This is a genomic window from Serpentinimonas raichei (assembly GCF_000828895.1).
Classification (GTDB): Bacteria; Pseudomonadota; Gammaproteobacteria; order Burkholderiales; family Burkholderiaceae_C; genus Serpentinimonas; species Serpentinimonas raichei.
In genome coordinates this window covers 304,632-322,903 of record NZ_AP014568.1, presented here as the reverse complement: position 1 = coordinate 322,903, position 18,272 = coordinate 304,632, and the positions used below count along the sequence as shown (strand labels likewise).

Genomic DNA, 18,272 nt, shown 5'->3' with positions numbered 1-18,272 from the left:
CGCCTTCATAGCGCCTCGATGCGCTCCAGCGTGTGCGCCGCCTGCTCGCGCAACGCCGCGCGCGCCTCGGGTGCCATGCGCTGCAGGTTGCGATAGACCAGACTGATGCGGGCATTTTGCCCCAGCCGCTGCGCGTGGCGCTCGAAAAAATCCCAATACAGAGCGTTGTAGGGGCAGGCGCGGGCCCCAGTTTTGAGGGCCGGATCGTAGGGGCAGGTGCGGCAGTGGTCGCCCATGCGCTGCAGGTAGGCGGCGCTGCTCACGTAGGGCTTGCTGGCCAGCAGGCCGCCGTCGGCAAACTGGCTCATGCCCAGTGTGTTGGGGGCCTCGACCCACTCGAAGGCGTCGATGTAGATGCCCAAATACCAGCGGTGCAGCGCCTGCGGGTCGAGCCCAGCCAGCAGGGCAAAGTTGCCAATCACCATCAGGCGCTGGATGTGGTGCGCGTAGGCGTTGCGCAATGAGTTTTGCAGCGCCGCCGCCATGCAGGCCATGCGCGTCTGGCCGTTCCAGAACCAGTGCGGCAAGGGGCGCTGGTGCGCGAGCGCGTTGCAGTTGGTGTAGCCCGGCATCTGCGCCCAATAGACTCCGCGCACGTATTCGCGCCAGCCCAGTATCTGGCGGATGAAGCCCTCGGCGGCGGCCAGCGGCACCTGCCCGGCGCGCCAGGCTTGCTCGGCGCGCTGCACCACTTCGTGCGGACGCAGCATTTTGACGTTGAGCGCAAACGAGAGCAGGGAGTGAAACAGCGTGCCATGCTGGCTCGAGAGCGCATCTTGAAAAGCCCCGAAGTGGGCCAGCCGGTGCTCGATGAAGTGGTCGAGCTGCTGCAGCGCCTCGGCGCGGTCGATCGGCCAGCGCAGGGCGGCGGCGGACGGCTCGCCCATGCTCTGCACCCCGCTGGCGCTGATGAGGTGCCAGAGCGCGCTGTGGTCGTGCACCGGGCGCGCATCGGGCGGCACCGGGGGCTGACCGCGCCAAGGCTGGCGGTTGTCGGCGTCAAAATTCCATTGCCCGCCTTCGGGCTGGCCCAGCGCATCGAGCAACACCCCGTGCTCTTGCCGCAGGCGGCGGTAAAAGTGTTCTTGCCGCCATTGCTTGCGCGCCCCAAAAAACTGCGCCGCCGCATGGCGCGGGGTATAAAAATGCCCACTGCCAACCCGGCGCGTGGCCAGCCCAGAGCCCGCGCACCAGGTGGCCAACTGCTGGTCGAGGCGCCACTCGTCGGGCTCTTGGTACTCGAAGGCCCGGGCCTGGTGCTGCTGGCAGAGCCAGGTTAGGCAGTCGCTCAGGCACCAAGCCTGGACCCCGGTGCCGCTGCCGGGCTGGGGCTGGGGCTGGGCCGCAGGGCCGGCCGCGCTGCCCGTGCCTAGGGGCGCGTCGATGCCCACATAGCGCACCCGGTGCCCTTGCGCGGCCAGGTGTTGCGCCAAGCGGCGCATGGCAGCAAAGATCGCCAGAATTTTTTGCGCGTGGTGCCGCACGTAGTCGGTTTCTTGGCGCAGTTCGAGCAGCACATAGACCACGCCCGCATCGACGCGGCCAAACCAAGCGTGGTCTGGGTTGAGTTGATCGCCCAGCAGCAGGCGCAGGGTGTGCGCTGGGGCCGCATCGGCGGGCAGCGGGGTTGCGGCATCGGGTGCCCTTGCGCAAGTGGGGCTGGGGGTGGACAGTGGGTGCGGTGGCATGCAGGGTCGAATTGGAACAGGCAGGTTATGCCAATGGGTGAGCCATGTGGCTGGAGGGTCTAGCCACTTGTAGGGCGTGCAGGGGCACCAGGCTGGCTGCGGCGGCAGCGCTCGGAGCAGTAGCGCACCTGTTCCCAGTCGCGCTCCCATTTTTTGCGCCACACAAAAGGCAGGCCGCAGCAGGCGCAGATTTTTTGCGGCAGTTGGGATTTTTTGCGCATTTTCATGGATGGATCAAGCCTCAAAAATCCAGCGCCATCTGCTGCGGCCCGCTAGCTGGAGGAGCTGGAGCGCGGCTGGGTGCTGCTGCATCGGCCGGGCGGCTGCTGCCCTTGCGCGCGAACGGCGCTTTGCGTGAGCCGTGTCGCTCCACGATCGCGGCTTTGGCGGCGCGCACCTCAGGTTGTGCGCGGCGTGCGTGCAGGCGCGCTTTGGCGCTGCGCGTGGCCGCCTGCAAATCCACCAGCGGCAGCGCCAGATCCACGCCCACTTGCACCCCGCAGTGCGCCTGCACGCTGGCGGGCATGCGCCAGGGCTCGAACAACCACGCATCGGGCACACGGCGCATGACGGGCAACCAGTGCCGCACAAAATGGCCTTGCGGATCGTGGTCTTGCGCCTGCTTGATCGGGTTGTAGACGCGGGTGGTGTTGATGCCGGTGGTGCCGGCTTGCATCTGCATTTGGCTCCAGTGGATGCCGGGCTCGTAATCCAAAAACTGCCGCGCCAGCCACAGCCCCACTTCGCGCCAGTGCAGCCACAGGGGGTAAGCCGCCACCGACACCAGCATGGCGCGCATCCGAAAATTGAGCCAACCGGTCTGGCGCAGCATGGCCACGCAGGCATCGACCATCGGCCAACCGGTGCGGCCCTGCATCAGCGCCTCGAAATGCGCGGGGTTCCAGTCGGGCTCGCGCAAACCGTCGTAGCCACGGTGCAGGTTGGCTTGCTCCAGCGCGGGCTCGCTCTCGAGCTTTTGTATGAAGTGGCAGTGCCAATGCAGCCGGCTCAAAAAAGCCGCCAAACCCTGGCGCTGGCGCGCCGAAGTGCCGGGGTCGGCCATGTGCGAGCGGGTGGCTTGCACCACCTCGCGCAGGCTCAAGCCGCCCAAGGCCAAATGCGCCGACAAGCGCGAACAGGCCGTGGGCGCGCTCAAGGGCGAGGAAATGCCGCCCCGGTAGGCAGCACAGCCGCTGTGGGCAAAGCGCTCCCAGTCTTGCAATGCCTGCTGGCGTCCGCCGCGCTGGCGCAGCGGTGCCACCCAAGGGTCCAGCCCCAGAGCACTGGCGGGGGGCAAGTCGGCCACCTGCCACACGGCGCAGGGCGCGCCGGGCCCCAAGCTGCTGGGATCGGCTAGTGCCGCCGCCACGCCACCACGAGCGAGGTCACCGGCGCTGGCCCAGCGCACCTGGGCGGGCTGCGCAAAGGTGGGTCGCGCCATCTGGGCTTGCCAGTGCGGCAACCACTGGCTGCGCAGGCGCAGGGGGCGCAGCACGCCAAACTGCACCTGCTCGTGCCACGGCACCTGGTGGGCGCGGCACCAACGCGCCACGGCGCGATCGCGCGCGTAGGTGTGCGCGTTGCCGGTTTCTTGGTGCGAATGCAGGGCCGCTACGCCCGCGTGCTGCTGCAGCCAATCCAGCGCGGGCAACACCTCACCCACCCACAACAGCAAAGCCGCTCCTTGCGCTTGCAGATCGGTTTGCAGGTCTTGCAAGCACTCGCGCAAAAAGGTGTAGTGCAAGGCGGCGGCATCGGGTTGCGCCCACAGGCTGGGTTCGAGCGCGTACAGGCACAGCACCGATTGGCCATCGGCAGCCGCACATTGCGCCGCATGGACCAGGGCTTCGTGGTCGTGCAGGCGCAAATCGCGCTTGAACCAGAGCACGTGGTAGGCCATGCGCGCACCGCTTGGGCTGCAAAGCGCGCGGCTTAGGCCGCCGACCGGCGCTGCAGCCAGCGCATGAAGCCGCCCAGCACAGGCAGCTTGGCATAGAGCTCTTCGGCGGCATCCCAGTAGTCGCGGTGCAGCAGCACGCGGCCCGCAGAATCGAGCCGCAAGTGGCTGCAGCCGCGTATGGTTTGCACGGCAGGCGCGCTGGCCGAGCGGCCCCGGCTGGCAAAGCGAAACTCGAAATCCCACAGCAAAAAAGCCTGGTCACCCTGCACCACGCATTCGGTAACGACGAAGCGCGGCTGCTGCAAGCGCGCAAACATGTGCCGGAAAATGGCCTCGATGGCGGGCACGCCCTGCACCTCGTGGAAGGGGTCTTTGAAGCGCGCATCGGGCGCGTAGTGGCGGCCCAGTTGGGCCAGGCTGGCGGGGCTGAGCTGCTGGTAGAACTGCACCAGTTCGGCCACCGCGCTTTGGTGTGGGTTCATGATGGGACGGGCTATAGATTGGGTTTGCGTCAAAGGCCGGTGCCGCGGCGCACCAGCGCAAAATACCAGCGGTAGGGCAGCAGGCGCAGCAGTTGCATCAGGCGCGTGAAGCGCTTGGGGAAGTGGATGTGAAAGTCGCCCGCGGCCCAGCCTTGCAATATGGCCGCTGCGGCCTGCTCGGGCGTGATGAGCGCGGGCATGGTGAAATCGTTTTGCGCCGTCATGGGGGTGGCCACGAAGCCGGGATTGATCAGGCTCACGCCCAGCCCTTGGGGGTGCAGGTCGAGGTAGAGGGTTTCGGCCAGGTTGATCAGCGCCGCCTTGGTCGGGCCGTAGGCCAGGCTCTTGGGCAGCCCACGAAAACCCGCCACGCTGCTGACCAAGCTGATGTGCCCGGCGCGGCGCGCCAGCAGGGCCGGCAACAGGGCATCGAGCACATACCAGGCCCCGCTCAGGTTCACCTCTTGGTGGCGCAGCGCCTGCGCCAGATCAAAGTCGCTGGCGCGCATGGGCTGATAGTAGCCCGCGAGGTAGCACACCAAGTCGATCGGCCCGGCTTGCAGCAGCGTTTGGGCCGCGTGCCGCACCTGGTCCGGGTCGCTGGCGTCCAGCGGCAAAGCCAGGCTGCCGGGGTGCTGGGCCACGAAATCTTGCAGCGCCTGCGCCTGGCGCGCCGACAGCACCACACGCGCCCCGCGCGCATGCAAGGCACTGGCCAGTGCGCGCCCGATGCCGCTGGAAGCGCCAACCAGCCACACGGTGCGGCCTTGCCAATCTTTGATGGGTGGATTCATATGCGTTTAGGCTTGTTGCAACATGGGGTCGCGGCGCCAAAAAAACCACAGCAAGGCAGCCGCCACCAGTTTGAGGGCGCACGGCAGCAGCGCGTAGGCCCACGAGAGGGCTTGCAAACCCTGGGCGCTGCTGTCACCCGGCGCGTAGCCCCACCAGCCCAGCAGCGGCAGCGCCAGGCCAGCGGCCAGCGCCAGATTGAGTTTGGCGGCAAAGCTCCACCAGCCAAAGTAGGCCCCTTCGCGGGCGCCGTGGTCGCCTTGGCGCTGGATCAAGCCAGCCAGCAGGGCGTGCGGCAGCGTGAGGTCGGCCCCCAGCGCCACCCCAGACAAGATGCAAATGAGCAAGAACGCCTGCCAATCGCCCGCGCCTAGGGTGGCCGCCCAGCCAAACACGGCCACCGACATGACCATCGCGCCCAGCCAGGTGCGCACCAGGCCCCAGCGCCGCACCAGCCGCACCCACAGCGGCAAGCCGAGCGCCGCCGCCAAAAAATAACTGCCCAAAAACAGCGGCTGCATGGCGTCGCTGAGCTGCAAGCGGTCTTGAATGAAAAACAGCAGCAGCGTGGCCGGTATGGCGCTGGCAATGCCGTTGAAGATGAACACCGTCATCAGGCGCCTAAAGCCCGGCTGACGCCACGGCTGCCAAAGCTCGGCGGCACCCGGGCTGTGGCGCAGCCAGCCCAGCGGCGGCCGCGGTGCCAGCGCCCAGGCGCACCAGGCCAAGGCCAGCGCGACGGCAAACACCGCCACCATCACCGGCAGGCCCAGCAGCGTGGGCAGCAGCGATGCGGTCACCACGCCGCACAGCCCGGCCCCTTCGCGCCAGGCGACGATGCGCGAGCGCGTGGCGGCGTCGCCCCCGAGCCGCGCCCCCCAGGCTTGGTGGCAGATGCCCAGCCAGCTAAACGCCAGGTACGACAGCACCAGCGCCCCCCCTGCCCACAGCAGCAGGGCTTGCAGTTCGCGCACCGGCGGGAAAAACAGCGCCGTCAAGCCCAGCGCCAGCAGCAGCGCCGCCGCCAGCCCGGTGCCCAGCACCGCCTTGGGGGAGCGGGCGTAGAGGCGGTCGCTGGCGCGGCCCAGCCACGGGTCTACCAAGGCGTCGAACAGGCGCGCACCCAGCAGCAGCGCCCCCAGCGTAGCCAGCGCCACCCCAAACTCGGTGGCGTAGTGGTGCGGCAACAGCACGTACAGCGGCAACGCCACAAAAGCCAGCGGAAAGCCCAGCGCGCCGTAGGCCAGCGTGCCCGGCCAGCGCAAATCGGGGGGTGCGGGGGCTGCGGGCGTGGCGTCCGCCTGCGCGTCGGCCGCAAGGGGGGCTTGGCTGAGCGCGGGCGTGGCGGCAGGTGGCACGGCGGTGGCCTGTGTTTAGCCGCGCGCCGGCAAGCCGAGCAAGGCGGCGCGCAAACCGGGCTCGGATGTGGTCGGGGCCAGCCAGATGCCAAAAAACAGCCGTGCAAACAGCGGGTCGGGCACTTCGCCCAGCGCCCGGTTGGGCTGGCGAAACTGGGCCGCTTGCCCCGGCCGGTACAGGCCCAGCAGGCGGTCGCCGGCGCGCACATCGGGCAGCACGGCTTGCAAGGCGCGCTGCCAGCGCTCGCCTTGGTCGGGGGCGATGGGCTGCTGGCGCCGCATCTCCTCGATCGAACGGCTGGCGATCGAGGCGGCGCTGAAGGCGCGCAGATACTCCAGCTCGAGCGCCAGCGCGTCGGAGGCATGGTCGGCGGGGTTGAAGCGCGGCCCCACCCACAGCCGGGCCCGGTAAACCTCAAAGCCCCAGACCCGCAACAGGCCCTGCCCGGACCAGCGCAAGCCCGGCACGGGCGAGGGCTCGCCGGCTGGTGGTTCGTTGGACAGGGGGGCTTGGGTTTGGGCCAAGGCCGCGCGGCTCCAGCTGCCGGCACACACAGCCGCCGCAGCCGGCAGCAGCAGCTGGCGCAAGAGCGCGCGCCGCTGGTTTTGCTCGGGCACCAGCGGTTGGGGCTGGGCCAGCAGGCGGTTTGAAGAGTGCGCGCTCATGGGGTGTGCTCCAGCGTGAACTGGATCACGTCGATATCGCCCTGATCGAAGCCGGCTTCGCAGTAGGCGAGGTAAAAGGTCCACAGGCGCTCGAACCGGGCATCGAAGCCTTGCGCGCGCACGGTATCGCGCTGCGCCAAGTAAGCGCGGTGCCAGCGGCGGCAGGTCTCGGCGTAGTCGGGGCCAAAAGCCAGCTCATCGACCACGCGCAGCCCCGCCGCCGCCGCTTGGCGCCTGAACTCCGCGGCGCTGGGCAAGCAGCCACCGGGGAACACGTGCTGCTGAATGAAATCGGTCGAGGACACGTAGGCGCCGTAGAGCTCGTCGCGGATGACGATGCTTTGAATGCAGGCGCGCCCGCCGCGCTTGAGCAACCGCGCCACGGCGTCAAAGTAGGTGGGCCAGTATGCGCGCCCCACGGCTTCAACCATTTCGATCGAGCAGATGGCATCGAACGGCGCCGCGTCGGCCCCTAGGCGCAGGTCGCGGTAGTCTTGCAGCCGCAGATCGGCCTGCTGCGCCAGCCCTTGGGCCTGCAAGCGCTGTTGCGCGTAGGCCAGTTGCTGGTCCGACAAGGTGATGCCGGTGACGTGGGCGCCAAACTCGTGCGCCGCCTGCTCGGCCAACGCGCCCCAGCCGCAACCGATTTCGAGCACGCGCTGGCCCGGCCGATCCGGCTGCAAGCCGGCCATGTGCAGGGCGCGGCGCAGCTTGGCGCGCTGGGCGGCCTCGAGGTTGCCGCTGGGCTGGCCCTCGAACCAGGCGCTGGAGTAGTTCATGCCGGCGTCGAGCCAGAGGCGGTAAAAATCGTTGCCCAAGTCGTAATGGGCCTGGATGTTTTTGCGGCTGTTGGCGCGCGTGTTGCGGTTGAACCAGTGCCGCACCCGGTGCAGCAGCCGCCCGGCCCAGTGGCCGTGGATTAGGCGTTCGATCACGGCGCGGTTGCGCAGCAGCAGGCGCAGCAAGGCGGCCAAATCGGGCGTGTCCCACTGGCCCGCCAAGTAGGCCTCGCCAAAACCGATGTCGCCCGACTTGAGCACAGCGGCGCACACCCCCCAGTCGTGTAACCGAACTTCCACGGTGGGTTCGCGCTCCGAGCCCGGGCCGTAGTGTGCGCACTGCCCGTTGGGCCAATGCACCACCAGCCGGCCGTGCTCCAGTTGCTGCAACAGCCGCTGCAAGGTGCGTGCCGCCCAAGGCGGGCGCTTGGCTGGGGATTGGCTCGCCGCCGGAGCCGAACTCGCCGCGCCGGGCCAACCGGTGTTGCTTGCACAAGCACTCCACGCCGCCGACAAAGTGCTGGCAGACGGGTCTTGAAAGGGGGTCGATTGGGTGTTCATGGCAGACGCTCCTGGGGCTAGGGGTGCAAGAAAGGGTGCAAATGAGGATGACAAGGCTTCATTGGCTGACAAAGGCTTTGGGCGGCTTGGGCTTGCGCTGGAAACCGGTGCGCTTGAGCCAGAGCTTGAGCGCCTGCCAATGGATGCGCAGCAGCAGCAGCAGCGTCAGCGCCGGGTGCGCCCACAACGCCTTGTTCAGGCTGGCGGCGTTGAGCGCTTGCAGGGTGCCGCTGACGCTGGTCTGCAACAAGGGGCCGGCGGCGTCGTCGTGGTCGATGCGCACCACCGTGCGCGGTTGCCCGCCGTGCAGGCGGCGCAGGAAGCGAAAACGGTACTGGCCCTGCACCTGGCAAAAGGGCGACACATGAAACACCTTGCGCGCGCTGCATTCCTGCCCCTCGCGCGGCTGGTCGAGCAAATAGCAGTGGCGCTCGCCAAAGGTGTTGTTGACCTCGGCCAGCACGGCGCGCAGGCTGCCGTCGGCGCGCTCGCAGTACCAAAAGCTCACCGGCTTGAAGGTGTGGCCCCACACCCTGGGGTAGCAGTGCAGCCAGATTTGGCCGTCGGCGTCGTCGATGCCGTGTGCGCGCAGCAGCTCATCCACCCACGCCAGCGCCCCGCCCTGCTGTGGGGTGCGGCCGTCGCCGTGGTCGCAGTCGTAAAAGCTGATCGGGGCCCAGCGGTTGCGCGCCAAGGCCGGCGCGGCTAGCGCCAAGTCGCGCATGGGCAGCAGCAAAAAGCAGGTGGGATAGACAAAGGCGTTGCGCCGCGGGCGCAGGCGCGTGTGGCGCACCTGGCCAAAGCCGACGTAGGCTTGTGGCGCCGCGCTCACGCCGGCACCTCGTGCAGCACGGGGCTGGGTTGCGCCGGAGCACGCGGCTGCGCCGACCGCGGCACGCCTTGCACAAAAGCGGCGGCGCGCAGCAGGGCTTGGGCCGCCGCTTGGCCGGATTTGAGCCCGTCTTCGTGAAAACCGTATCCGGCCCAAGCGCCACAAAACCAGGTGTGCTGCTGCCCCTGCAGGTCGGCCAAGCGGCGCTGGGCGGCGATGGCGGCTTGGTCAAACACCGGGTGCGCGTAGTCGATCTGCCGGATGACTTTGGCCGGATCGATGGCGCGCACCGGGTTGAGCGACACCAGCACCGGCTGCGCAAAGGGCAGCGGCTGCAAGCGGTTGATGAGGTAGTGCAAGCAAACACGGGCCGCTTCACTGCCAGCGTCGGCGGCGCGCTCGTAGTTCCACGCTGCCCAGGCGCTGCGCTGCTGCGGCAGCACCGCCGTGTCGGTGTGCAGCACGGCGCGGTTGTGCTGGTAGCGGATGGCGCCCAGCACGGCTTGTTCGGCGGCGCTGGGCTGATCGAGCAGCGCCAGCGCTTGGTCGGTGTGGGTGGCCACCACCACGCGGTCAAAGCGCTCGACCCCGGCCGGGCTGTGCAGCCAGGCGCCGTGCTCGTCGCGCTCGATGCGCTTCACGGGGGCGTTGAGGCGCGCATCGGGCAGGCTGGCGACGATTTTTTGCACATACTGGCGCGCGCCGCCGCGCACGGTAAACCACTGCGGCCGGTTGCGGATTTGAATCAGCCCGTGGTTGTGGCAAAAGCGCACCATGGTGGCCACGGGAAATTGCAGCATCTGGTCGGTGGGGCAGCTCCAGATACAGCCCAGCATGGGCAGCAGGTACCAGTCGCGAAAGGCGGCGCCAAAGCGGTGCTGCTGCAAAAAATCCTGCAAGGACTGCTGCATGGCCTCGGCTTGGTCGCCGCTTTGCGCCAACCGCGTGCACAGGGCGTTGAAGCGCAGCAGGTCGCGCAACATGCCCCAAAAGCTAAGGTCGAGCAGGTTGCGCCGCTGCGCAAACACGGTGCCCAAATCGGTGCCGCTCCACTCCAGCCAGCGCGCGCCCTGCGGCACCTGCACCGAAAACGACATATCCGAAGCCGCCGACGGCACCCCGAGCTCGGCCAGCAGGGCAATCAGGCGCGGGTAGGTGCGCTCGTTGTAGACCAGAAAACCGGTATCGACGCCATGCGTGCAGGCGGCGCCATCGGGGCCGGGCAGGGTCACGTCCACGGTGTGGGTGTGGCCGCCAAAATAGGGCCCGGCCTCGAACAGGGTCACGTGGGCGTGCGTGCGCAGCGCATAGGCAGCCGCCAGCCCGGCGATGCCCGAACCCACCACGGCCACGCGCAAGGCAGTGGCAGCAGGCGCGGGCTGATGGCTGGTTTGGTCGGTAGAGGGCATAGCAGGTTCTGTTTTGTCTTAGACAAACGTAGTATGCGCGAAAAAAGATTGGTCTGCAACCGAGGGCCACAAAATGCCCGACAAAGCCCGCGTCACACCCCCGATGCAGCCTCGATCGAGCACCGCGCACAAACATAACCTGCACACAATAAAGAGAAAGTTGGCATAGATTGGCCCACGAAACACAATCCATCGGGCTTTTGTGGCATGATCGCAATCGATGCTCAAACGCCTTGCTCCCTCCCCTGCCTCGGTCGTTTTGTCTATTGCAGACATGGAGCGCGAGACTGGCTTGGGCAAAGACACGCTGCGCGTTTGGGAGCGCCGCTACGGCTTTCCCACCCCCAGCCGCGACGCCAATGGCGTACGCCGCTACGACGAAGCCCAGCTGCAGCGCCTGCGCCTGATCAAGCGCCTGCTGGATGCCGGGCAGCGACCGCACCAGGTGGTGCCCCTGCCCGAGCCCGAGCTGCAAGCCCGCCTGCAGGAGCGGTTGCAGGCGCAGCACGCCGGCCAGCCCCCTTCACCCCACCCTGCGCTGGAGCCCGTGCTGTGCCAGCAGTGGCTCAGCGCGCTGCAAGCCAACCAAACCGAGACCCTGCGCCTGCGGCTGCACGAGCAGCTGCTGCGCCACGGGCTGGGGTCGACGATCGAAGATTTCATCGTGCCCTTGAGCGTGGCCGTGGGGCAGGCGTGGCTGGACGAACGCATTTCGGTGTTTCAAGAGCACCTGCACAGCGAGATCGTGCAATCGGTGCTGCGCCAGGCGCTGGTGCAGCTCGATCAGCAAGGCCACAGCGGCACCCCGCCCCGGGTGTTGCTCACCACCTTGCCCAACGAGCACCACGCCTTGGGGTTGCTGATGGCCGAGTGTTTCCTGGCGCTGCAACACTGCCAGCGCTTACCGCTGGGCCCCAATACCCCGGTGCTCGAGGTGCTGGCGGCGGCACAGCAGCTGCAGATCGACGCCGTGGCCTTGAGCTTTAGCTCGCACCATCCGCCCAATGAGGTGCTGCCCGCCTTGCGCCAGTTGCGCGCGCAGTTGCCCAGCACGGTGGCGTTGTGGGTGGGCGGCAACGCCCCGGTGCTGCGCTCGTCACGTTTGCCAGCGGGCGTGACCGCCTTGCGCCGCGCCTGCGAGCTCGAGGCGGTGGTGGCGCAGTGGCGCGCCGAGCACAGCGCCATTTGAGGCCCAAAGCACCCGGGCCGACCAGCGCTGGCCGGCTTGACTGGTGCCCCTTGGGCGCCTTAGCCACTGGTGGACGGATGCATCCGCATCTCGGCTGCAAGCGCGTGCGCCTGCAGGCCTTCGCCATGCGCCAGCACGCTGGCGATGCGGCCCAGCGTCTGCGCGCCGGCGGCGCTGACCTCGATCAGGCTGCTGCGTTTTTGAAAATCATAGACCCCGAGCGGGCTGGAAAAGCGCGCCGTGCCGGCCGTGGGCAGCACGTGGTTGGGGCCGGCGCAGTAGTCGCCCAGACTTTCGCTGGTGTAGGCGCCCATGAAAATGGCACCGGCGTGCAGCAGCAGCGGCTCCCAGCGCTGCGGCTCGCGGCAGGCCAGCTCGAGGTGCTCGGGCGCGATGCGGTTGCTGATGGCGCAGGCTTCTTCGAGGCTGCGGGTCTGGATCAGGGCGCCGCGGCCGTTGAGGCTGGCAGCGATGATGGCGGCGCGCGGCATCTCGGGCAACAGACGATCGATCGCCGCCTGCACCGCGTCCAGATAAGCCGCGTCGGGGCAGAGCAGGATCGACTGCGCCAGCTCGTCGTGCTCGGCCTGGCTGAACAAGTCCATGGCCACCCAGTCGGGCGGTGTGCTGCCGTCGGCCAGCACCAGAATCTCGCTCGGGCCGGCGATCATGTCGATGCCGACCTGGCCGAACACGTGCTTTTTGGCGCTGGCCACGTAGGCGTTGCCGGGGCCGGTGATCTTGTCCACCCTAGGGATGCTCTGGGTGCCGTAGGCCAGCGCCGCCACCGCCTGCGCGCCGCCGATGGTGAAGGCGCGCGTGACCCCGGCCACGTGGGCGGCGGCCAGCACCAGCGGGTTTTTGGTGCCGTCGGGCGTGGGCACCACCATCACGATTTCGGCCACCCCGGCCACTTGGGCCGGGATGGCGTTCATCAGCACCGAGGACGGGTACGCGGCGCGGCCGCCGGGCACGTAGATGCCCACGCGCTCCAGCGGCGTGACCTTTTGCCCCAGCAGGCTGCCGTCGGCGTCGCGGTAGCTCCAGCTCTGGCCGCAGGCCTGCAACTGGGCCTCGTGGTAGCGGCGCACGCGCGCGGCCGCTTGCAGCAGCGCCTCGCGCTGGGCGGCGGGGAGTTGCTCAAAGGCGGCTTGCAGTTCCGACGGCTGCAGCTCCAGCGCCGCCATGCTCGGGGCGTGCAGGCGGTCGAAGCGGCGCGTGCAGTCGAGCACGGCGGCGTCGCCGCGGGCGCGCACGTCGGCCACGATACCCTGCACGCGCTGCTCGATGGCGGCGTCGGCCTCGGCCGACCAGTGCTGGCGCTGGGCGAACTGGGCCTCGAAGTCGGGCTGCTGCGTGCTTAGGCGCAGCGGGCGCGCTTGCAAAGGCGTGGTGTTTGCAGCAGGTGCGGCGGGCGTGGTCATCATGCAAGCACCCCCGTCGCGGAGCTTTGCGCGGTGGCGTGCGCGGTGTCTTGGGCTGTCGCCTTCGCAAAGGCATCGAGCAGCGGCCGCAGCAGCGCGCGCTTGACCTTGATCGCTCCCTGGTTGACCACCAGGCGCGAGGAAATGTCCATGATGCGCTCGACCTCCACCAGCTGGTTGGCCTTGAGCGTGTTGCCGGTCGAGACCAGATCGACGATGGCGTCGGCGAGCCCGGTCAGGGGCGCCAGTTCCATGCTGCCGTAGAGCTTGATCAGATCGACGTGCACGCCTTTGCTGGCAAAAAACTCGCGCGCGATCGCCACGTATTTGGTGGCCACGCGGATGCGCGCGCCTTGGCGCACGGCGCGCACGTAGTCGAAATCGGCGCGCACCGCCACGCTCATGCGGCAGCGCGCGATCTGCAGATCGAGCGGCTGATACAGCCCGACGTTGGCCGCCCCGCCCCACTCGGCCTCGTGTTCGAGCAGCGTGTCTTTGCCGCACACGCCCAAGTCGGCGCCGCCGTACTGCACGTAGGTGGGCACGTCGGAGGCGCGCACCAGCACCACATTCAGCGCCGGGTGGTTGGTTGGCAGGATCAGCTTGCGCGAGCGCTCGGGGTGCTCCAGTACCTCGATGCCGGCGGCTTGCAGCAGCGGCAGGGTTTCGTCGTAGATGCGGCCTTTGGACAGGGCCAGCGTGATGCGGTCGGCACTCATGCGATCCTCTCGATTTGGGCGCCCAGGGCGCGCAGTTTGAGCTCCATCTGATCGTAGCCGCGGTCTAGGTGGTAGATGCGATCGACCACGGTTTCGCCCTCGGCCACCAGCCCGGCGATGACCAAGCTGGCGGAGGCTCGCAAGTCGGTGGCCATGACGGTGGCGCCCGACAGGTGCGCGCCGCTGCCGCCCAGCCCTTCGATCAGCGCCAGCCGGCCGTCGATGCGGATTTTGGCCCCGAGCCGCTGCAACTCGTGCACATGCATGAAGCGGTTCTCGAAAATGGTTTCGGTGACGCTGCTGCTGCCCTGCGCCACGGCGTTGAGGGCCATGAACTGGGCCTGCATGTCGGTCGGGAAGCCCGGGTATTCGGTGGTGCGAAAGCTCTGAGCGCGCAGCAGCGCCGCGCCGGGCGACTGCACCTGCAAGCCGTCGACGCTGGCTTGCACCGACACCCCGGCCTCGCGCAGCTTTTCGATCAGCGCCTCGAGGTGCTCGCCGCGGGCGTGGCGCAGGTGCACGGCACCGCCGCAAGCGGCCACGGCGCACAAAAAGGTACCGGCCTCGATGCGGTCGGCCACCACCGCGTGCTCGGCCCCGTGCAGGCGCTCCACGCCCTGGATGCGGATGCGGCTGCTGCCGTGGCCCTCGATCTGCGCCCCCATGGCGATCAGCAGCTCGGCCAGATCGGTGACTTCGGGCTCTTGGGCGGCGTTTTCGAGCACGGTTTCGCCCTCGGCCAAGGTGGCAGCCATGAGGAAGTTTTCGGTGCCGGTGACGGTGATCATGTCGGTGGCGATGCGCGCGCCGCGCAGCCGGCTCTGGCCCGGTGCCAGCTGCGCCACCATGTAGCCGTGCTCGATGGCGATCTGCGCCCCCATGGCCTGCAAGCCCTTGATGTGCTGATCGACCGGGCGCGAGCCGATGGCGCAACCGCCCGGCAGCGACACCCGCGCCCGCCCCAGCCGCGCCAACAGCGGCCCGAGCACCAGCACCGAGGCGCGCATGGTCTTGACCAGCTCGTAGGGGGCCAGCGGCTCGAGCGCCGCGCCGGCGTGCAGCGTCAGGCCGCCGCGCTCGCCGTGGGTCTGCACCTGCACGCCCATGTGTTCCAGCAGGCGGCGCATGGTGGCCACGTCGCGCAGGCGCGGCACGTTGCGCAGCGTCACCGGCTCGTCGGTGAGCAAGGTGGCGCAGAGCTCGGGCAGGGCGGCGTTTTTGGCGCCCGAGATCGGCACCTCGCCGTGCAGGCGCTGGCCGCCTTGAATGCGCAGTTTGTCCATGGGTGGGGGTGGGCGGTGGAGGGTTGGGGGAGCGCCTGGGTGGGGCTGGCCGCGCGCAGTCGATTAAGCCGGGTTGGCTTGGCGCGCCGACCATTCGGCCGGGGTGTGCGTTTGCATCGAGAGCGCGTGCACCTCGTCGCGCCGGATGCGCTCGCCCATCGCGGCATAGACCATCTGGTGGCGCGCGATCAGGCGCTTGCCCTCAAAGGCGGGCGAAACCACCACGGCGTACCAGTGGCGGCCGTCGCCGTTCACCTCGAGGTGCAGGCAGTCGAGGTGGGCGGCGATGAGGGTTTGCAGTTCTTGCGCGGTCATGGTGTGATCAAAGTGCTTGTGCCTAAAGGTCGGTGCCAGCGCAGGGAGGCAGCGATTCAATGCCTGAGTTTGTAGCCGCTTTTGAGCAGGTGCAGGGCCAGCCCACCCACGACTACCCAAGCGGCCCCGAGCACCGCCAGCGAAAGCCACGGCGACACATCGCCTTGGCCGATAAAGCCGTAGCGAAAGCCGTCGATCATGTAGAAAAACGGGTTCAGGTGGCTGACGAACTGCCAAAACGGCGGCAGCGAGTGGATGGAGTAGAACACGCCGCTCAAAAAGGTGGCGGGCAGGATGAGGAAGTTTTGAAACGCGGCCATCTGGTCAAATTTGTCGGCCCACAGCCCGGCGATCACGCCCAGCGCCCCCAGCAGACCAGCCCCGAGCACGGCAAACACCAAAATCCAAAGCGGATAGACCATGTAAAAGCCAACGAACCAGACCGTCACCAGCCAGACGCACAAGCCCACCGCCAGCCCGCGCACGATCGATGAGCCCACGTAGGCCACGAACCAGGCCCAGTGCGACAGCGGCGTGAGCAGCACGAACACCAGGTTGCCCATCACCTTGCTCTGGATCAGGCTCGACGAGCTGTTGGCAAAGGCGTTTTGCAACACGCTCATCATGATCAGGCCGGGCAGCAAAAAGCTGGTGTAGGCCACGCCATCAAACACCTGCACGCGGTCTTGCAGCACGTGGCCAAAGATCAGCAGATACAGCAAGGCCGTGACCACCGGCGCCGCCACGGTCTGGAAGCCCACCTTCCAAAAGCGCAGCACCTCTTTGTAGAACAGGGTTTGCCAGCCGCTCATGCCAGCTCCTCCAGCGGCTGAGCCGGTGCGGGCCGGGCGGTGTTCGGGTCGGGTGCGTCGCGCATCAGGTCGAGGAACACGTCTTCCAAATCGGCCTGGCTGATTTCTATGTCTTCGGGCTGCAAGCCGGCCGCGCGCAAATCGGCCAGGGTGCGCTCCAGCGCCGCCACATCGGGCAGCGGCAACTGCACGATGCGCCCAGTCACGCGCGCCTGCGCCGCCAGCGCCGCGGGCAGGGCTTGGTCGGTCTTGAAGCGCAACACCTTGGCGCTGGCGCGTTTGAGCAAGGTCGAGGTGCGCTCCAATGCAATCACCCGCCCCTGCTTGAGCATGGCGATGCGCCCGCACAGCGCCTCGGCTTCTTCGAGGTAGTGGGTGGTGAGCAGCACCGTGCTGCCTTGGCGATTGAGCCCGGCGATGAACTGCCACAGTGTTTGGCGCAGCTCCACATCGACCCCCGCGGTGGGCTCGTCGAGCACGATCACCGGCGGGCGGTGCACCAGCGCCTGTGCCACCAGCATGCGCCGCTTCATGCCGCCGGAGAGCTGGCGCATATTGGCGCCGGCCTTGTCGGACAGCCCAAGGCCGGCTAGCAGCTCGTCGATCCAGCCGTCGTTGCCGCGGATGCCAAAGTAGCCCGACTGAAAGCGCAGCGCCTCGCGCACGGTGAAGAAAGGGTCGAACACCAGCTCCTGCGGCACCACGCCGAGTTTGCGCCGCGCCTGCGCGTAGTCGGTGACCACGTCGGAACCCAGCACGCTCACGCGCCCGCTGCTGGCTTGCGCGAGGCCGGCCAAAATGCTGATCAGGGTGGTTTTGCCGGCGCCGTTGGGGCCGAGCAGGCCAAAAAACTCGCCCGGCGCGATGTCGAAAGTCACCCGGTCGAGCGCCCGCAGCTCAGCGCCGGCGCTGCGATAGACCTTGGAGACCTGCTGAAACGAAACGGCGGCAGGGGCGACGGGGGTTGAGGGCATAGGGCGTCGCGGCTAAACCGGCGATTTTACGCCGCCAGCAATTCGCTCACCCCGTACAGGGCCGCCAGCTCGCGCAAGCGCAGCGGCATGTGCTGCACCTGCAAGCGGCCGCCGCGCGCTTGCAGCAGGCGCGACACCGCCAGCAGCGCGGCCAGCGCCGAGGAATCGAAGTGCTGCAAGGCGCTGGCATCGAGCGGCCACGCTGCACCGGGATCGGTCGCGCGGCCGCCCTCGATGGCCGCTTGGCAGCGCTGAACGTAGGCGTCGGCCTGCTCGTGCGTGAGGCGCTCGGGCAGGGCGGGCAAGGCGGCGGCCAGTGCCAGGGAGGTCGTCGAGGCAGCGCTCATGGGGCGCTGGCTCAAGAGCGCGCCGCCGCCGCACCGGCGCGGTTGCGTTCGGCCAACGAAGCGATCAGGCCGTTGATGCCGCGCGCGTTGATCTCGGTCGTGAACTGGTTGCGATAGGTGTCCACCAGCCAGATGCCCATGACATTGAAGTCGAACACCTTCCAGCCTTGCGGGGTGCGTTCGAGCCGGTAGTCGATCTGGATCGGTTCGCTGCGCCCACGCAGTTCGGTGCGCACCACCACCTCGGTGTCTTGCGCCGTGAAGCGGCTCGGGCGCAGCACCAGCACCTGGTCGGTCAAGTGGCTCAGAGCGCCCGAGTAGGTGCGCACCAACAGCAGCTTGAACTCGTCTTGCAGCCGGGTGCGTTGCTCGGGCGTGGCCTGGCGCCAGAAACGCCCCACCGCCGAGGCGGTCATGCGGCCGAAGTTGACGTGCGGCATCAGCAGGCCATCGATCAACACCATGATGCGGTCGATGTCACCGCCGCGCAACACCGGGTCGGCCTGGATCTGGCGGATCACCTCGGAACCCACGCGCATGATCAGCGCATCGGGGGCTTCTAGGGTTTGCGCCGCCACCCGGGTGGGTGTCAGCAGGGCCGTGCCCGCAATTCCGAGGGTTGCGAGCGCGCCCAAGCTGAGCAAGGCGACGCGGCGCGAAGCGGAGGGCTGGGCGATCAAAAAATTGGCGTGTTTCATAGCTGGTATTGTGCAGTGCCTAGGCCGCACCAAACGGGTTGCGG

The 18,272-nt window shown here is 68.1% G+C and carries 19 protein-coding genes; 1 reads left to right on the top strand and 18 read right to left on the bottom strand.

What is annotated here, in order from left to right; genetic code table 11:
* Positions 1–5 precede the first annotated feature (5 nt).
* From SRAA_RS01460 to SRAA_RS01420, 10 genes are all read right to left on the bottom strand, one after another.
* Complete coding sequence (locus SRAA_RS01460) at positions 6–1,688, bottom strand: cryptochrome/photolyase family protein (protein WP_082039839.1); 1,683 nt, start codon at positions 1,686–1,688, stop codon at positions 6–8.
* 59 nt (positions 1,689–1,747) lie between these two features.
* Positions 1,748–1,909: a DUF2256 domain-containing protein gene (locus tag SRAA_RS12155; RefSeq protein ID WP_076606984.1), complete on the bottom strand. Its 162-nt coding sequence runs from the start codon at positions 1,907–1,909 to the stop codon at positions 1,748–1,750.
* A gap of 20 nt (positions 1,910–1,929) precedes the next feature.
* On the bottom strand, positions 1,930–3,588 hold the full coding sequence (locus SRAA_RS01455) for a cryptochrome/deoxyribodipyrimidine photo-lyase family protein (RefSeq protein ID WP_045530576.1): 1,659 nt from the start codon (positions 3,586–3,588) through the stop codon (positions 1,930–1,932).
* Positions 3,589–3,620: 32 nt separating this feature from the next.
* A complete protein-coding gene (locus SRAA_RS01450; protein ID WP_029462158.1) occupies positions 3,621–4,070 on the bottom strand; it encodes a nuclear transport factor 2 family protein in 450 nt (149 codons plus the stop codon).
* Between the two features lie 29 nt (positions 4,071–4,099).
* On the bottom strand, positions 4,100–4,864 hold the full coding sequence (locus SRAA_RS01445; protein ID WP_045530575.1) for an SDR family NAD(P)-dependent oxidoreductase: 765 nt from the start codon (positions 4,862–4,864) through the stop codon (positions 4,100–4,102).
* 6 nt (positions 4,865–4,870) lie between these two features.
* The gene (locus SRAA_RS01440; protein WP_045533050.1) at positions 4,871–6,127 is read right to left on the bottom strand and encodes an MFS transporter; all 1,257 of its coding nucleotides are present in this window, start codon (positions 6,125–6,127) and stop codon (positions 4,871–4,873) included.
* 108 nt (positions 6,128–6,235) lie between these two features.
* Positions 6,236–6,886, bottom strand: a complete 651-nt coding sequence (locus SRAA_RS01435) for a chalcone isomerase family protein (protein ID WP_082039837.1) — start codon at positions 6,884–6,886, stop codon at positions 6,236–6,238.
* Complete coding sequence (locus SRAA_RS01430; protein WP_082039836.1) at positions 6,883–8,226, bottom strand: SAM-dependent methyltransferase; 1,344 nt, start codon at positions 8,224–8,226, stop codon at positions 6,883–6,885. The genes SRAA_RS01435 and SRAA_RS01430 overlap by 4 nt, the downstream gene beginning before the upstream one ends.
* A gap of 58 nt (positions 8,227–8,284) precedes the next feature.
* Positions 8,285–9,058, bottom strand: a complete 774-nt coding sequence (locus SRAA_RS01425; protein ID WP_045530574.1) for a DUF1365 domain-containing protein — start codon at positions 9,056–9,058, stop codon at positions 8,285–8,287.
* Complete coding sequence (locus SRAA_RS01420) at positions 9,055–10,416, bottom strand: NAD(P)/FAD-dependent oxidoreductase (protein ID WP_045533039.1); 1,362 nt, start codon at positions 10,414–10,416, stop codon at positions 9,055–9,057. Before SRAA_RS01420 ends, SRAA_RS01425 begins: the two co-directional genes overlap by 4 nt.
* A gap of 271 nt (positions 10,417–10,687) precedes the next feature.
* On the opposite strand from SRAA_RS01420, the gene SRAA_RS01415 reads away from it, so the two are divergent.
* A complete protein-coding gene (locus tag SRAA_RS01415; RefSeq protein ID WP_045530572.1) occupies positions 10,688–11,656 on the top strand; it encodes a MerR family transcriptional regulator in 969 nt (322 codons plus the stop codon).
* 59 nt (positions 11,657–11,715) lie between these two features.
* Here SRAA_RS01415 and hisD read toward each other — a convergent pair whose 3' ends face one another.
* The 8 genes from hisD to SRAA_RS01375 form a co-directional block, all read right to left on the bottom strand.
* Complete coding sequence (hisD, locus tag SRAA_RS01410; protein WP_231849304.1) at positions 11,716–13,083, bottom strand: histidinol dehydrogenase; 1,368 nt, start codon at positions 13,081–13,083, stop codon at positions 11,716–11,718.
* Positions 13,080–13,799: an ATP phosphoribosyltransferase gene (gene hisG / locus SRAA_RS01405; RefSeq protein ID WP_045530568.1), complete on the bottom strand. Its 720-nt coding sequence runs from the start codon at positions 13,797–13,799 to the stop codon at positions 13,080–13,082. The genes hisD and hisG overlap by 4 nt, the downstream gene beginning before the upstream one ends.
* Positions 13,796–15,082 (bottom strand): UDP-N-acetylglucosamine 1-carboxyvinyltransferase, encoded by a 1,287-nt coding sequence (gene murA, locus SRAA_RS01400; RefSeq protein ID WP_045530566.1) that lies wholly within the window; start codon positions 15,080–15,082, stop codon positions 13,796–13,798. The genes hisG and murA overlap by 4 nt, the downstream gene beginning before the upstream one ends.
* 63 nt (positions 15,083–15,145) lie before the next feature.
* Positions 15,146–15,397, bottom strand: coding sequence for a BolA family protein (locus tag SRAA_RS01395; RefSeq protein ID WP_045530565.1), 252 nt, complete (start codon positions 15,395–15,397; stop codon positions 15,146–15,148).
* A gap of 56 nt (positions 15,398–15,453) precedes the next feature.
* Positions 15,454–16,209 (bottom strand): ABC transporter permease, encoded by a 756-nt coding sequence (locus tag SRAA_RS01390; RefSeq protein WP_045530562.1) that lies wholly within the window; start codon positions 16,207–16,209, stop codon positions 15,454–15,456.
* Entirely contained in the window at positions 16,206–17,183 is a 978-nt protein-coding gene (locus SRAA_RS01385; protein WP_045530560.1) for an ABC transporter ATP-binding protein, read from the bottom strand. The genes SRAA_RS01390 and SRAA_RS01385 overlap by 4 nt, the downstream gene beginning before the upstream one ends.
* 26 nt (positions 17,184–17,209) lie before the next feature.
* Positions 17,210–17,530 carry an STAS domain-containing protein gene (locus tag SRAA_RS01380; RefSeq protein WP_045530558.1) on the bottom strand — a complete coding sequence of 107 codons (321 nt, stop codon included), beginning with the start codon at positions 17,528–17,530 and terminating at the stop codon, positions 17,210–17,212.
* A gap of 11 nt (positions 17,531–17,541) precedes the next feature.
* A complete protein-coding gene (locus SRAA_RS01375; protein WP_052467436.1) occupies positions 17,542–18,228 on the bottom strand; it encodes an MlaC/ttg2D family ABC transporter substrate-binding protein in 687 nt (228 codons plus the stop codon).
* Between the last annotated feature and the right edge of the window lie 44 nt (positions 18,229–18,272).